Source organism: Bradyrhizobium sp. 17 (assembly GCF_023073515.1).
Taxonomy (GTDB): domain Bacteria; phylum Pseudomonadota; class Alphaproteobacteria; order Rhizobiales; family Xanthobacteraceae; genus Bradyrhizobium; species Bradyrhizobium canariense_D.
In genome coordinates this window covers 9976-23284 of record NZ_JADPJQ010000066.1, presented here as the reverse complement: position 1 = coordinate 23284, position 13309 = coordinate 9976, and the positions used below count along the sequence as shown (strand labels likewise).

The 13309-nt window shown below is 63.6% G+C and carries 13 protein-coding genes and 1 tRNA gene; 4 read left to right on the top strand and 10 right to left on the bottom strand.

What is annotated here, in order from left to right; all coding sequences use genetic code 11:
- Positions 1–212 precede the first annotated feature (212 nt).
- The 7 genes from raiA to IVB13_RS11290 form a co-directional block, all read right to left on the bottom strand.
- On the bottom strand, positions 213–830 hold the full coding sequence (raiA, locus tag IVB13_RS11320) for a ribosome-associated translation inhibitor RaiA (protein WP_026233016.1): 618 nt from the start codon (positions 828–830) through the stop codon (positions 213–215).
- Positions 831–911: 81 nt separating this feature from the next.
- Positions 912–2525 (bottom strand): RNA polymerase factor sigma-54, encoded by a 1614-nt coding sequence (rpoN, locus tag IVB13_RS11315; protein ID WP_247295847.1) that lies wholly within the window; start codon positions 2523–2525, stop codon positions 912–914.
- Between the two features lie 90 nt (positions 2526–2615).
- On the bottom strand, positions 2616–3614 hold the full coding sequence (gene lptB / locus IVB13_RS11310) for an LPS export ABC transporter ATP-binding protein (RefSeq protein WP_018455742.1): 999 nt from the start codon (positions 3612–3614) through the stop codon (positions 2616–2618).
- Between the two features lie 266 nt (positions 3615–3880).
- Entirely contained in the window at positions 3881–4591 is a 711-nt protein-coding gene (locus tag IVB13_RS11305; RefSeq protein WP_026233014.1) for an LptA/OstA family protein, read from the bottom strand.
- A 5-nt stretch (positions 4592–4596) separates the two neighbouring features.
- Positions 4597–5325: an LPS export ABC transporter periplasmic protein LptC gene (gene lptC, locus IVB13_RS11300; RefSeq protein ID WP_018455740.1), complete on the bottom strand. Its 729-nt coding sequence runs from the start codon at positions 5323–5325 to the stop codon at positions 4597–4599.
- Between the two features lie 144 nt (positions 5326–5469).
- Positions 5470–6084: a ribonuclease D gene (locus IVB13_RS11295; RefSeq protein WP_007598566.1), complete on the bottom strand. Its 615-nt coding sequence runs from the start codon at positions 6082–6084 to the stop codon at positions 5470–5472.
- A gap of 147 nt (positions 6085–6231) precedes the next feature.
- Entirely contained in the window at positions 6232–7755 is a 1524-nt protein-coding gene (locus IVB13_RS11290) for a hypothetical protein (protein WP_018455739.1), read from the bottom strand.
- Positions 7756–8554: 799 nt separating this feature from the next.
- Between IVB13_RS11290 and IVB13_RS11285 the strand changes: the two genes are divergently transcribed.
- Positions 8555–9016, top strand: a complete 462-nt coding sequence (locus tag IVB13_RS11285; protein ID WP_245288424.1) for a lysozyme inhibitor LprI family protein — start codon at positions 8555–8557, stop codon at positions 9014–9016.
- Here the strand turns inward: IVB13_RS11285 and IVB13_RS11280 are convergent.
- Together IVB13_RS11280 and IVB13_RS11275 are read right to left on the bottom strand one after the other, a co-directional pair.
- Complete coding sequence (locus tag IVB13_RS11280; RefSeq protein ID WP_157642950.1) at positions 9003–9188, bottom strand: hypothetical protein; 186 nt, start codon at positions 9186–9188, stop codon at positions 9003–9005. The two genes, IVB13_RS11285 and IVB13_RS11280, sit on opposite strands and share 14 nt — an antisense overlap.
- Before the next feature lie 44 nt (positions 9189–9232).
- Positions 9233–9319 (bottom strand) — tRNA-Leu (locus tag IVB13_RS11275).
- Positions 9320–9482: 163 nt separating this feature from the next.
- Here IVB13_RS11275 and IVB13_RS11270 point away from each other — a divergent pair.
- Positions 9483–10448: a complex I NDUFA9 subunit family protein gene (locus IVB13_RS11270; RefSeq protein WP_018455737.1), complete on the top strand. Its 966-nt coding sequence runs from the start codon at positions 9483–9485 to the stop codon at positions 10446–10448.
- Between the two features lie 33 nt (positions 10449–10481).
- Here IVB13_RS11270 and IVB13_RS11265 read toward each other — a convergent pair whose 3' ends face one another.
- On the bottom strand, positions 10482–11288 hold the full coding sequence (locus tag IVB13_RS11265) for an undecaprenyl-diphosphate phosphatase (RefSeq protein WP_026233013.1): 807 nt from the start codon (positions 11286–11288) through the stop codon (positions 10482–10484).
- 170 nt (positions 11289–11458) lie between these two features.
- Between IVB13_RS11265 and IVB13_RS11260 the strand changes: the two genes are divergently transcribed.
- Both IVB13_RS11260 and queG read left to right on the top strand, forming a co-directional pair.
- A complete protein-coding gene (locus IVB13_RS11260) occupies positions 11459–12151 on the top strand; it encodes a glutathione S-transferase family protein (RefSeq protein WP_018455735.1) in 693 nt (230 codons plus the stop codon).
- The coding region (gene queG / locus IVB13_RS11255; RefSeq protein WP_247488937.1) for a tRNA epoxyqueuosine(34) reductase QueG at positions 12100–13309 on the top strand (1210 nt) is incomplete at its 3' end. The genes IVB13_RS11260 and queG, both read left to right, overlap by 52 nt.

The following is a 13309-nucleotide window of genomic DNA, read 5'->3' as shown; positions in this document are numbered from 1 at the left end:
GTCAGGTTCCGAATTGGCCAGCCTGGACAAAGAACCTGGGCGGGCCGACGTCAAGAAGATGAAGCAGGAGGCGGACTTAGCTCGCCCCTGATGTGGGGGGCTTCTACTCCAACGCAATCCCGGTGCCAACTCCCGCGTGCAGCTTTGCCCCGGTCATTGTTAAGGCGGAAAGGGGCCCCGGCGCGGGGCCCCCAGAGCGTCGCCCGACGGCCTCACGCCTTGCCACCCACCTTGCCGTCCGTCTTGACCCCCGGGGGGTCTATCCAGCCGACATTGCCGTCGGCCCGGCGGTAAATGATGTTCACCCGGCCGGAGGAGCCGTGCTGAAACACCAGGCAGGGCGCCCCGCTGAGGTCGAGTTCCATGACCGCTTCGCTCACGGACAGCGGCTTCAGCGAGGTGGTGGCCTCGGCGATGATGACGGGGCTGTAGCCGGTGATCTCGTCCTCATCCTCACCCTCGCCCGGTGCCTCCAGCACGTAGCTGGTGGCATCCATCGCGGCCAGCGCCGCGGAGGCGACATGGGCCTTGCGGGCGGAGCGATCCTTGAGCCGGCTCTTGTAGCGCTTGAGCCGCTTCTCGATCATCACCAGCGCCTGGTCGGCACTGGCATAGGCGTCCGGTGCGTTGGAATCGGCCTCGAGCGTGATTCCCGAATCAAGATGCAGCGCACAGTCGGTGCGGAAGCCGAAGCCGTCCTTGCTCAGCGTGATGTGACCAGAGTAATTGCCGTCGAAATATTTGCGCAGGACCTCTTCAGTCCGGTCGTTGACGCGGCCGCGCAGGGCCTCGCCGACGTTGACGCTCTTTCCCGAGATGCGGAGAGTCATGTGAACCTCACTTGGTTCGTGCCTGGCCTGGATTTGGGCCCGATAGCAGATCGAGAGTAGCGCGATTTCGCGCCGGCGCAATCAGGCCGGTTCGGGATTGCGGGAGCGATCGGCCATGGCGGTGGAGACGACGTTACCAAGAGCGCTCTGCTTGTCGCGACGGCGTTGCACCGAGGAAGGAATGCGCATGGCTTCGCGGTACTTCGCGACCGTGCGGCGGGCGATATCAATGCCCGAGCCGCGCAAGCGTTCCACGATGGTGTCGTCGGACAGGATCGAGGAGGGCGCCTCCGCATCGATCAGCTGCTTGATGTGGTGGCGCACGGCTTCGGCCGAATGAGCCTCGCCGCCATCGGCCGATGCAATCGAGGCCGTGAAGAAATATTTCAGCTCAAACGTGCCGCGATTGGTCGCCATGTATTTGTTGGCGGTGACGCGCGACACCGTGGATTCATGCATCTGAATGGCGTCGGCGACGGCCTTCAGATTCAGCGGTCGCAGATGCGCCACACCATGGATGAAGAAGCCGTCCTGCTGGCGCACGATTTCGGTTGCGACTTTCAGGATGGTGCGGGCGCGCTGGTCGAGCGCACGCACCAGCCAGGTCGCGTTCTGAAGCGCATCGGTGAAATACGATTTGTCGCCGTCCTTGCCGATCTTCTTCGAGAGCTGCGAATAGTAGGTCTGGTTGACCAGCACGCGCGGCAAGGTGTCGCTGTTGAGCTCGACATGCCAGCCGCCATCGGGTCCCGGGCGGACATAGACATCGGGCACCATGGTCTGGAGCCGGGCCGTGCCGAACTTCATGCCGGGCTTGGGATTGAGCCGGCGGATCTCGCCGATCATGTCGGCGATGTCCTCATCGTCGACGCCGCAAACCTTGCGCAAGGCTCCGATGTCGCGCTTGGCGAGGAGGTCGAGATGCTCGACCAGGGCCTGCATCGCGGGATCGTAACGGTCGAGCTCGCGGAGCTGGATCGCCAGGCATTCGCTCAAATTGCGCGCGCAGACGCCGGGCGGATCGAATTTCTGCAGTACGGCAAGAACGTTCTCGACGTCCTGTTGCGATGCGCCCAGCCGTTCGGCGGCCTGCCCGAGATCCGGCGGCAGGTAGCCGGCTTCGTCGACGAGGTCGATCAGATACTGGCCGATCATGCGCTGCGCGGCCCCGGTGAAGGCAACCGAGAGCTGCTCGGCGAGATGGTCGCCGAGCGTGGTCTCCGCGGCGACAAAGGCTTCGAGATTGTAGTCCTCGTCACCGGAGGCGCCGCCGCCCCATTCGGTGTAGGTGGTCGGCGCCGCATCCTGGGCGTTGCGCGCGGCCGCCTCGGCCGGTTCCTCGGAGAAGACGTTGTCCAGCCCGGTGTCCATGGTCTGCTCGATCTCGGCGCGGGTGCCGAGATCCTTGCTCATCCACTCTTCCTGGCCGGGCTCGAAGGCTTCGCCCGGGCCGCCGCCCGGCTCGTCGTTGTGGCCGCCGTCGCTGTCATTGAACTGGCCGGTCTCGGCCGGGCCCTCGCCCGCGGGCGGCTCGTCATTGGCCCGTTCCAGCAGGGGATTACGCTCGAGTTCCTCTTCGACGAACGTCGTGAGATCGAGATTGGACAATTGCAGCAGCTTGATCGCCTGCATCAACTGCGGCGTCATGACCAGCGACTGCGATTGCCGGAACTCTAATCTCTGCGAAAGCGCCATGAAGCAAGAACCGATCCCAAAAGTTGGTCCGATTTTTGCTTATCCTAGTCCAAGCCCGATGTACACGTCTTGACGAATTGGAAAAACGGGCTAGAGGCGGAATTCCTCGCCAAGGTAAAGGCGGCGCACGTCCGGATCGGCGACGATCTCATCCGGGCTCCCCTCGGTCAGGATCTCACCGGCATAGACGATGTAGGCGCGATCGGTGAGGCCGAGCGTCTCGCGCACATTGTGGTCGGTGATCAGCACGCCGATGCCGCGGTTGGTGAGATGGCGGACGAGGTCCTGGATGTCGCCGACCGCGATCGGATCGATGCCGGCAAAGGGCTCGTCGAGCAGCATGTAGTTCGGACGCGTCGCCAGTGCGCGCGCGATCTCGACGCGGCGCCGCTCACCGCCGGACAACGCAATCGACGGCGATTTCCTTAGGCGCGTGATGTTGAATTCGTCGAGCAGCGAGTCGAGCTGCTGCTCGCGCTTCTTGCGCGACGGCTCGACCACTTCGAGCACGGCGCGGATGTTCTGCTCGACGGTGAGACCGCGGAAGATCGAGGCCTCCTGCGGCAGATAGCCGATCCCGAGCCGCGCGCGCTGATACATCGGCAGCTTGGTGACGTCGTGGCCGTCGAGCTCGATCGCGCCGCGATCGGCCTTGATCAGGCCGGTGATCATGTAGAACACGGTGGTCTTGCCGGCGCCGTTGGGGCCGAGCAGGCCGACCGCTTCGCCACGGCGCACATAGATGCTGACGCCGCGCACGACCTGGCGGCTGCCAAAACTCTTTTCCACGCTATGCACAGCCAGGAAGCCCGGCCGCTTCAAGAGCTGAGGCCCGCCGGAACCGTTGGGCCTGCCGGCAGCCCTCACGGGATGAACCGCCTGGGCCCGGGGCTGCTCGGCTTGATAGTCCCCTTGGAACTGATCGGGTGCGTGCATCGGCTGGTTACGGGCGATCGGCGGCGCGTCCCTGACAGGGCTGGCCACGAGGCCGCCGACGCTGTCAGCGAGCGCGGTGATGTCCTGGCGCGCAAATCCTGGCCGGCCGCGTTTGGCGGGGCGCCGACGGAACATGCTGAAGAGATCGACCATCCCCGCCTTCTAGCCTTTCGCGACGATCCTGCGCGGTCTTCGCGCGATCTGCCACGCCGGCTTCAGGATTCGCCGACGCAGCATGAATGAAGGGATGTCTCATGCCCAGTGAAACACGCCCGAAAAGCGGCGAACCCCGCTTCGAAAGCCCTTCGCGCTAGATACAGTCTCGGCGCGCAAGCTTCAACCTCGGATCGGCGATGATCGACCCAAGCGTCTGAAATCATTCTTCAAATTTACTTTGACGGGCTTGGGTCTACGCTGACTTATTTGGGTTTAGTTGCGCCAGGCAATTGCAGAGGTCCCGCGCCGGGCTTGCCCGCGCCTCCGGATCCGCAATCATTGCCGCCGCCCTGCGGCAGCAGCGCCTGCACCCGGCCGCTATCGGATTCCACACGCGACACGCCCGTGGTCATGTCGACCGCCAGCCGGTCGCCGCGCAGCACGTTCTTGCACTGCGTCAAGACGACGCCCCCGAGCATGGTGATGAGGTTGGTGCGGGTGTCGAACACGGCGGTCTCGCCCGTGACCACCTGGTCCTTCTGGGTGACGACGACATTGCCGCGCGCCTCCAGTCGCTTGATCGAGGAGTTGCCGCCCGGTCCCGGCGTCGCCGACTGCATCGGCGCCCCCTTGGTCGCCTTTGCCGCAGGCTGTGGCGCGGCCGGCTTGTCGCCGCCCGAATCGTAAAACACCACCAGCGTCTTCGAGGTCATGGTGGTGTCGCCCTGAATGACCTTCACATTGCCGGAAAACGTCGCTTCCTTCTTCTTGTCGCGCATCTCGAGCGAGGCGGCCTCGATCTGGATCGGCTGATCGCGGTTCTGCGAGAAGCCCTGCATCGCGTTGGGCACGCCTTGCATCGTGCTCTGCGCGATCGCCGCACCCGTTGCGACCAGTGCGATGCCGACGGCGAGCGCGGCCGCACCCGGGATGACGCGCCGCTTGCCGTCGTTGCGCGGAAAAAACCTGATCATGAAAATCACTTTGAATTGGCGGACTTGTTCTGGGGCGTACGTGTCTTCGCAGCCGGCGCGGGTTCAGTCGGCGCGGGCTGAGTGGCGGCAGGATCGTCCAGCTTGTCGAGGTGCATCACCACATTCCCTTCGAAGCGGATGACGTCGCCGCCTTCCGTGATCCGCAGCCGATCGGCCGTCAGCGTTCCGTTGGTCAGCTTGACGTCGACATGCTCGTCCGAGGAGACCGTGCCCTTGCCCATGTCGACGAAGGCCGAGTTCAGCCGCGCCTCGTAGCCGGTCGAGGTGCGCAGGAAGATGTCCTTGTGCAGGTCGAGCTGCTGCTGCTTGTTGTCGAACCGTCCAGTGCGGGCATCGAGGAACAGGGTCGATTGGTCTTCCATCAGCACCTTCGCGCGCAAATCATGGAGATCGACATGATCGGGATCGGTGATGTCCTGGGTCGCGGTCTTGGCCCAGAGCTCGTAGGGCCGCTGGTCCGGCGTGAAGCCGGACATGTGCGGCGATTCCATCGTGATCTTCGTGCCAGTGACCACGAGATTTCCGGAGTCGAGCTTCACGGGGATCTGGAACGGGTTGAAAATGGTCGAGATGAGGACGAGCAGACCCATGGCCGCGGCCACTGTCGTCGGCACCGCGATGCGCAGAATCCGCACCAGGCGGCTGTGGCGCGCCGCGCTGGCGAACTTCGCCGCGAGCGCGGCGTCGTAGGTGACATTGTGGGCCGAATTCACCTGGGCTCCTGAGGTGTCGCTCGCCTTGTCCGGCTGGCGGGCGCCCCATTGTAGCCGGCAACGCCAAAATATGCAGCCCGCGACAGGCCGTTACGAAAGTGTCTGAAACGGGGCGACCGCCCAGCTTGGCCGCCGCGCTAAACTCTAGGAATGCGCGAAAATGTCCTCTTCGGCCCAGCCCTGGAGATCGAGCAAAGCGCGGGTCGGCAGGAAGTCGAAACAGGCTTTGGCCAGCGCCGTGCGGCCTTCCCGCGCCAGCATGGCATCGAGCCGCTCGCGCAAGCCGTGCAGATGCAGCACGTCGGAGGCGGCGTAGGCGAGCTGCGGCTCGGTCAGGCTGTCGGAACCCCAATCGCTCGATTGCTGCTGCTTGGAGAGGTCGACATTGAGCACCTCGCGCACGAGGTCCTTGAGGCCATGGCGGTCGGTATAGGTGCGGATCAGGCGGGAGGCGATCTTGGTGCAGTAGATCGGCCCGGTCATGACACCAAACGTCTGGTACAGCACCGCGACGTCGAACCGCGCAAAGTGGAAGATTTTCGTGTTCGCGGGATTGGCCAAAAGCGCCTTCAAGTTCGGCGCGTCGGTATGACCTTTGGGGATCTGCACCACGTCCGCGCTGCCGTCGCCGGGTGAGAGCTGCACCACGCAGAGCCGGTCGCGATGCGGGTTCAGGCCCATGGTCTCGGTGTCGATCGCCACCGCTCCGGTATAGCGGGACAGATCGGGCAGGTCGCCGCGGTGCAGGCGTACGGTCATGGCGTTTCAAACCTCAATCGAATCGGTGCGCTTTGCAGGCTAATCCCCGGCACAGACGCTGGCGAGGGCCGGCCGCGATGTATCCGCTGGCAGCCGCCGGCGCAAGCATCAGGCGCGGCTGGTCATACAGAGCCGCGGCGCTGGTCGTCATTGTCTTTTGGCTTCGCCGGCGAAACCGGATTGCGGCCTGACGTAAACGGTCTCGTAAGCGCCGGTGTATTGCTCGCGCCAGCCTCGCCGCTCCACCAGAAATCGCCGCAGCTGTTCGTGCGCCTTGACCCACAGCACGGCGTCGATCCGGTATTTGTCGAGCACCATGTCCCACGCGGCTTCGTCGATCTCCCAGCTCACCAGCTTGAAATAGTCGCGCAGCAAATCGTCCGGATAGGCGGTCGCGGCGCGACCGTCGACGAATGGGGGGACGGTGCCGTGCGTCGCGAAGATCAGGTAGCCGCCGACGTTCCAATTGTTCAGGACCCGCCGACCTGCGAGATGCTTTCGCAGATAGCCGGCATCTTCACTCGACAGCATCGGCGGAAGTGCGAGCGCCGGTGCAACGTTCAAATAGGCCATCGGCAGGGTGCCGAGACCGACGATGCCGGCGGCCAGCAACGCTCCCCTCACGTCCCGACCGGTGAGACGCTCAGGCAGCAAGCGGCTGAGGTGAAGCGCCATCGGCGCGGTCGAGAAAATGAAGAAGAAAGCGATGTACCTGAACTGATACAGTCCCAGAATCAGAAACAGCCAGGACATCAATCTCGGCTCGAGCGGGATCGGTCTGGAGTTTCTGTAGCGAAGCTCGAGCGCGACGAAGGCCAGCATGTACAGGATGCCGGGAATGCTGCCCGGCATTTCCATGTTGTGATAGTAGGACAGCCATTCGCCGATATTGCCCTGGACGAAGTGCCCCATCGTCGCGGCGGCACCGGCATAGATATTCCAGCCGAGCGGATTGATGGAGGTCGCGGCAAGGCACCCGATCCCCGCGAGAGCAAGGATCCGGAGCTCGGCCCAGGCCCCTCTGAGCACGGCGCCGCCGCAGAAGACGCCGATCACGAAAAAGCCGAGCAGAAAACCGCCATGCAGATTGGCCCAGAGCACCATCAACACGGGAAGCACGAACCATCGCGTTCGTCGCAGGCATTCGCGATAGAAGACGACGCAGAACAACATCGTGCATGTATTCGGCGAGACCGCGAGATACATGTTCGGCGAAGCTTCGTAAGCGGGATAGAGCAGGCAGGCCAAGAAGACCGAGACGCAGACCGCGATCGCCGACGCGCCGTAGCCGAGAGAGATCGCGGTCAGGATGCCGACGATCGCTGCGCCGCAGGCCACCGTCAGCAGGACGAGGCTGCCAAAGCCTGCGTATTGAAACGTCGCACTGGCAAGCGCGTCCCAGAGCCAGGACAGATTGAGCCATGGCTTGTCGCCGTGGGTGAACGACCAGGGGTCGTGGAGCGGGATGGCGTTGCGCTCCCGGATGATATCTCCGGCCGCCAGATGCCAGCCCAGATCGTAATGGCCGAGCAGAAGCGGCGCGTTCAAGACGTAGAACAGGCAGATGAACGAGATCAGGAACAGATAAATTCCCGATCTCAGGAGAAACGGGCTGATCGCGTTCGCAGCCTTGTCGAATGCCGGCTCGTGCCAGACCTGATGCTGATCCACCGCTTCCCCCACGATAAAGCGAGCCCGATGGCTCCGCGCTCGCCGACGGCCGGATGCGAGCCTGCCCGCTGACTAAGAGCTAGTTTGTCTAAAGCGGGGTAAATTCGGACGATGCAACCGAGGGGGGATTGGCGGAATGAAATTCCGCTCAACGGCGGGCTTCCGAGGTCTCCCAAGCAGCTGTTTACACTTGGAAATCTTCGAAGCGGACCTGCATCGTCTCATCCCCGAGCTGTTATTAATGGCATTGCTGGAAAATGCCCGAAATCGCTTCAGCTACCGGTTTCGGCAGCGGCGGCGGCGCAGTCACCGGCTTCGGGGGCGGAGGTGGTCTCACCGGCGGGAGCGATTCAACGACCTGGGTTGGGTGTGGTGCCCAGGAAAAGACTCGATCGTCACCTTCAGTTGTCCAAATGGAGGCCCGCGAGACCGCGACCGCGCAGCGTGGAGATCGCCAGTGCGTGCCTTAAGCGGTCCCGCCGTCATTATTCGTCAGCGTAGCTCCTGTTCCACATTCAGGTGAACCAACGCTGGGCCTTCGATGACCAAAGTTGCATGTATCACCTATTGGTCGAAAATCCCGTAAGTCAGGTCAAGGCACATCAAAGGCATTGATTGGAGAGGGCGTAGCCGAAGCCGCATACCCCCTCGTTTTCCCTTCGCACTCGCCGTCCGGCCCTTCCGCCACATCCGCCGGTCTACCGTCTCGCTGAGCTTCATGCGCTCGCAGTGGTGTTCTGTTCCATATTTTCGATGCGTCGAACGGAGATCTCCAATGAAGCTCAAACTTGCCGTCGCGATGCTCGCCGCAAGCCTCCCGATCGCATCGATGGCTTTCGCCCAAGGCATCGCGCCAGCCGAACTTGCGGTGATCGATGGCTGCCTGAAGACCGCGGAGAAAACCGGCGGTTTCGGCGGCGCGTGCGTTGGGCTCGTCGCCGACCCCTGCATCAAAGCGGCAGAGGGCGCGAATGACGATGTCGCCAAATGGAAAGCCTGCGCGGCGCGCGAACTCGCCATTTGGACGCAGAAAACCAATGAGGCGCTAAAGAAGGTTCAGGCCGGCGGGTTCGCCGACGCGATCAAGGCGGTCAATGACTCGCAGAAAACTTTCGCCGCGTCGCGTGATGGCTTCTGCGCGGTCTTCGACAAGGTCGATCCCGGCATGTACCGGGGCAGCGCGAGCTACTGCCGCCTGCGCGAGACCGCGAACCGCTCGCTGAGCCTGATCAAGCTCGGCGCCGCGGTCAACGAGCATTGAGACCTCTTAGGCGCTTGGGGTCATCAGCTTTGCCGACCTTTTCCCACATAGCGATGACGGCTTCGGCCGCGAGCGCGGTGGACGTCGGCGCGTAGCGCTTGCCTGAACGACTGAAGCCAGCCTCCAGATCGCCTGCGATCGCCGTGCCTCGGTTTTGAGTACCGGTCAGCAACTCAAATTCCCTGCAAAAGCGATTTCAATCGCTTGAGTAGGAGATGGTGCCCAGGAAAGGACTCGAACCTTCACGGCCGTTAAGCCACTGGCACCTGAAGCCAGCGCGTCTACCAATTCCACCACCTGGGCATGCCGGTTAGGCACGGAGGCGGTTACTACGGTTCGGTGACGCGGTTGTCAATTCATGCTTGAACCCCGCTTCGGGATGCGGATTGCGCATCGCAAACCGGCCCGATACAAGCCTGACGAGACGCACTCTTCCCGCAGGATATGGACCCCAGGAATGGATCCCATGGCATCGAATCTGGACACGCTCGTCACGGTTTTCGGCGGATCGGGGTTTTTGGGCCGGAATGTCGTCCGCGCGCTGTGCCGGCGCGACTACCGGGTCCGGGTCGCGGTGCGGCGGCCGGAGCTGGCCGGGTACCTCCAGCCCTCCGGCAAGGTCGGGCAGGTCCACACCGTGCAGGCGAATGTCCGTTATCCGGCCTCGATTGAGGCGGCACTGCGTGATTCGCAGATCGTGATCAATCTGGTCGGCATCCTCGCCGAGGGTGGCGCGCAGAGTTTTGACGCCGTCCAGGCCAAGGGCGCCGAGACCATCGCCAAGGCGGCCGCGGCCGCGGGGGCACAGCTGATCCATGTCTCGGCGATCGGCGCCGACGCGGAATCGCCCTCGCGCTATGCCAGGGCCAAGGCGGCCGGAGAAGCCGCGGTCCTGGCCGCGGTGCCGTCGGCGACGATCTTCCGCCCCTCCGTGATGTTCGGCCCCGAGGACCAATTCACCAACCGCTTCGCGGCGCTGGCGCGGATGTCGCCGGTGCTGCCGCTGATCGGCGGCGACACGAAGATGCAGCCGGTCTATGTCGGCGACGTCGCCACCGCGGTCGCGGATGCCGTCGACGGCAAGGCCAAGGCGGGCGCGACCTACGAGCTCGGCGGCCCGGAAGTCCTGACCATGCGCGAGATCATCGAGGCCATTCTCGCGATTGCCGATCGCAAGCCGATGCTGATGCCGCTGCCGTTTGGCCTCGCCCGCTTCAAGGCCAACTTCCTGCAATTCGCGCCGGGCGCGCTGAAGCTGACGCCGGACCAGGTCACGCTGCTCGCGCGCGACAATGTCGTGTCGGACGCGGCGAAGGCCGCTGGGCTAACGCTGGAAGGCCTCGGCATCGCGCCCGACTCGCTTGAAGCGATCGCCCCGCAATATCTCTGGCGTTTCCGCGCCGCCGGGCAATTCCAGCGCAAGAGCGCGTAACCATCCCCGCAGTCAATTGTTTGAAGTTCGGGGTTACCGCCCCAGTGCCAGCGCGATCAGGCCGAGGGTGCCGACGATCACGCGCCACCAGGCGAACACCACGAAGCCGTGGCGGGTGACGTATTCCAGGAACGTCTTCACCACGATGATGGCGGTGACGAACGACACCACGAAGCCGATCGCGACGATGCCCATGTGGTCCATCGTCATCTCGGAGCGGTTCTTGTAGAAATCGTAGGCGAACGCGCCGATCATGGTGGGAATGGCGAGGAAGAACGAGAACTCCGCCGCCGCGCGCTTATCGGCCCCGAGCAGCATGGCGGAGACAATGGTTGCACCGGAGCGCGACACGCCCGGGATCATCGCCAGACACTGCGCGATACCGATGTAAAGATACATCAGCAGCGGAAACCGGGTGGCGTCATGCTCGCGCGCCTTGAGATCGAGCTTGTCGACCCAGAGCAGGATGGCGCCGCCGACGATCAGCGAGAAGCACACCACCCAGGGATTGAACAGCAGACTCTTGATGTATTTGCCGCCGACGAGACCGACGATGACGGCGGGAAGGAACGCCACCAGCACGCCGATCACGAAGCGGCGTGCATAGACGTCACCCGTGAACATCCCGATCGCGACGTCCCACAATTTCTTGAAGTACAACACGACGATCGCGAGGATCGCGCCGAGCTGGATCAGGACCGTAAACGAATCCCAGAACGCGCCTTCGCCGAGATGGAAAAAGCGCTCAGCAAGCAGCAAATGGCCGGTCGAGGACACGGGAAGGAACTCGGTCACACCCTCGATGATGCCGAGGATCACTGCCCGTATTGCATCTGACATATTTACGGTCCATTTCGGCTGGAAAAGCGGGGCTCTTCTCGCCCATCCGCTCCCTTGCTGCAATCGCAAAATGCGGCGTCGCGCCCTTGCTTCGCGGTTTTGAATGACTAGTGTGGCGCCGCACAAAACATTGATGGATTCTTAAGCACCATCACATAGTCAAAGGCTTCATGTTTACGCTGTTTCATCATCCGTTCTGTCCGCATTCGCGGTTCATCCGCCTGATCGCGGGAGAATACGGGCTTGAGCTGAAGCTGATCGAAGAGCGCAGCTGGGAGCGGCGCGAAGCATTTCTGCTGCTCAATGCGGCGGGCACGACGCCCGTCCTGGTGGACGACGAGCAGCCGCCGATCCCGGGCGCGGCGATCGTCGCCGAATATGTCGACGAGGCCTATGGCTCTGAGATGGGACTTAAGCGCCTGATGCCGGACACGATCGGCGAGCGCGTCGAGGTCCGCCGGCTGATGGCCTGGTTCAACGAAAAGTTTTTCGAGGAAGTCTCCCACCCGCTCGTCACCGAGCGCATCTACAAGCGCTTCATGAGCGAGGACAACGGCGGGGGCCCGCCCTCGGCCGACGTGATGCGCGCCGCCAAGGCAAACGTGCGCTATCATCTGGCCTATATCGGCTGGCTGGCGCAGACGCGTAATTTCCTCGCCGGCGACCGGCTCACCTACGCGGATCTCGCCGCCGCGGCGCACCTCTCGGCGATCGACTATCTGGGCGACGTGCCATGGAGCGAGGACGACGCGGCAAAGGCCTGGTACGCACGGGTGAAATCCCGCCCGTCGTTCCGTCCGCTGTTGAGCGAATGGCTGGCGGGCGTGCCGGCGTCGCGGACCTACGTGGACCTGGACTTCTGAACTCCGATCCGACCGAACTGAAGACGGCGCTGGCAAACGAAGCACGTGCGCTCGGCTTCGACTGCATCGGCATTACGGAGCCCGGCACGATCGAAAGCGCCGGAAAACACTTTCTCGAATTCATCGCATCCGGCGGCCATGGCGACATGGACTGGCTCGCCGCGCAGCCGGAGCGCCGGGTCGATCCCCGCGGGCTGTGGCAGGACGTGCGCAGCGTCATCATGCTCGGCGTCAATTACGGCCCCGACCAGGATCCGCTCGCGATCCTGCAACAGCGCACGCGCGCGGCGATCTCGGTCTATGCGCAGGGCGACGACTATCACGACCTCATCAAGAAGCGCCTGAAGGCACTGGCGCGATGGCTGGTCGCGACCGCAACTTGTGAGGTGAAGCCTTGTGAAGTGAAAGTATTCGTCGACACTGCGGCCGTGATGGAGAAACCGCTGGCGCAAGCCGCGCATCTGGGCTGGCAGGGCAAGCATACCAATCTGGTCTCGCGCGAATTCGGCTCATGGCTGTTTCTCGGCGCGATCTACACCACGCTGGAACTGCCGCGCGACGACGCCGAGATCGATCATTGCGGCTCGTGCCGGGCGTGCCTCGACATCTGCCCGACCGCGGCCTTTCCCGCGCCCTACAGGCTCGATGCGCGGCGCTGCATCTCGTATCTCACCATCGAGAACAAGGGCCCGATCCCGCGCGAATTTCGTAAAAGCATCGGCAACCGCATCTATGGTTGCGACGATTGCCTCGCCGCCTGTCCCTGGAACAAGTTCGCGCAGGAGGGCCGTGAGGCCAAGCTCGCCGCACGTGACGCTTTGCGCGCGCCAGGTCTTGCCGAGCTCGCACGGCTCGACGACGCTGCGTTTCGCGCGCTGTTCACCAAATCGCCGGTGAAACGCATCGGCCGCGACCGCTTTTTGCGCAACGTGCTGATCGCGATCGGCAACTCCGGTGATGCGGCACTGGCGGACGAGGCGCGGCGATTGCTGGAGGATGAGAGCGCGCTGGTACGCGGGGCTGCGGTATGGGCGCTGGGGCAGTTGGTGCCGCGGGATGAGTTCGAAACGATGAGAGCAACCGCCATAGCGCGCGAGCGTGATGACGGCGTGCGCGAGGAGTGGGAGCTCGTTCCTAATCCTCGGTGTCATGCCCCGG

Coding starts and splice junctions, on each gene's coding strand:
- raiA (WP_026233016.1), bottom strand. CDS start 830: ATGACTCTCCGCATCTCGGGAAAGAGCGTCAACGTCGGCGAGGCCCTG.
- rpoN (WP_247295847.1), bottom strand. CDS start 2,525: ATGGCGCTTTCGCAGAGATTAGAGTTCCGGCAATCGCAGTCGCTGGTC.
- lptB (WP_018455742.1), bottom strand. CDS start 3,614: ATGGTCGATCTCTTCAGCATGTTCCGTCGGCGCCCCGCCAAACGCGGC.
- IVB13_RS11305 (WP_026233014.1), bottom strand. CDS start 4,591: ATGATCAGGTTTTTTCCGCGCAACGACGGCAAGCGGCGCGTCATCCCG.
- IVB13_RS11295 (WP_007598566.1), bottom strand. CDS start 6,084: ATGACCGTACGCCTGCACCGCGGCGACCTGCCCGATCTGTCCCGCTAT.
- IVB13_RS11285 (WP_245288424.1), top strand. CDS start 8,555: ATGCTCGCCGCAAGCCTCCCGATCGCATCGATGGCTTTCGCCCAAGGC.
- IVB13_RS11270 (WP_018455737.1), top strand. CDS start 9,483: ATGGCATCGAATCTGGACACGCTCGTCACGGTTTTCGGCGGATCGGGG.
- IVB13_RS11265 (WP_026233013.1), bottom strand. CDS start 11,288: ATGTCAGATGCAATACGGGCAGTGATCCTCGGCATCATCGAGGGTGTG.
- IVB13_RS11260 (WP_018455735.1), top strand. CDS start 11,459: ATGTTTACGCTGTTTCATCATCCGTTCTGTCCGCATTCGCGGTTCATC.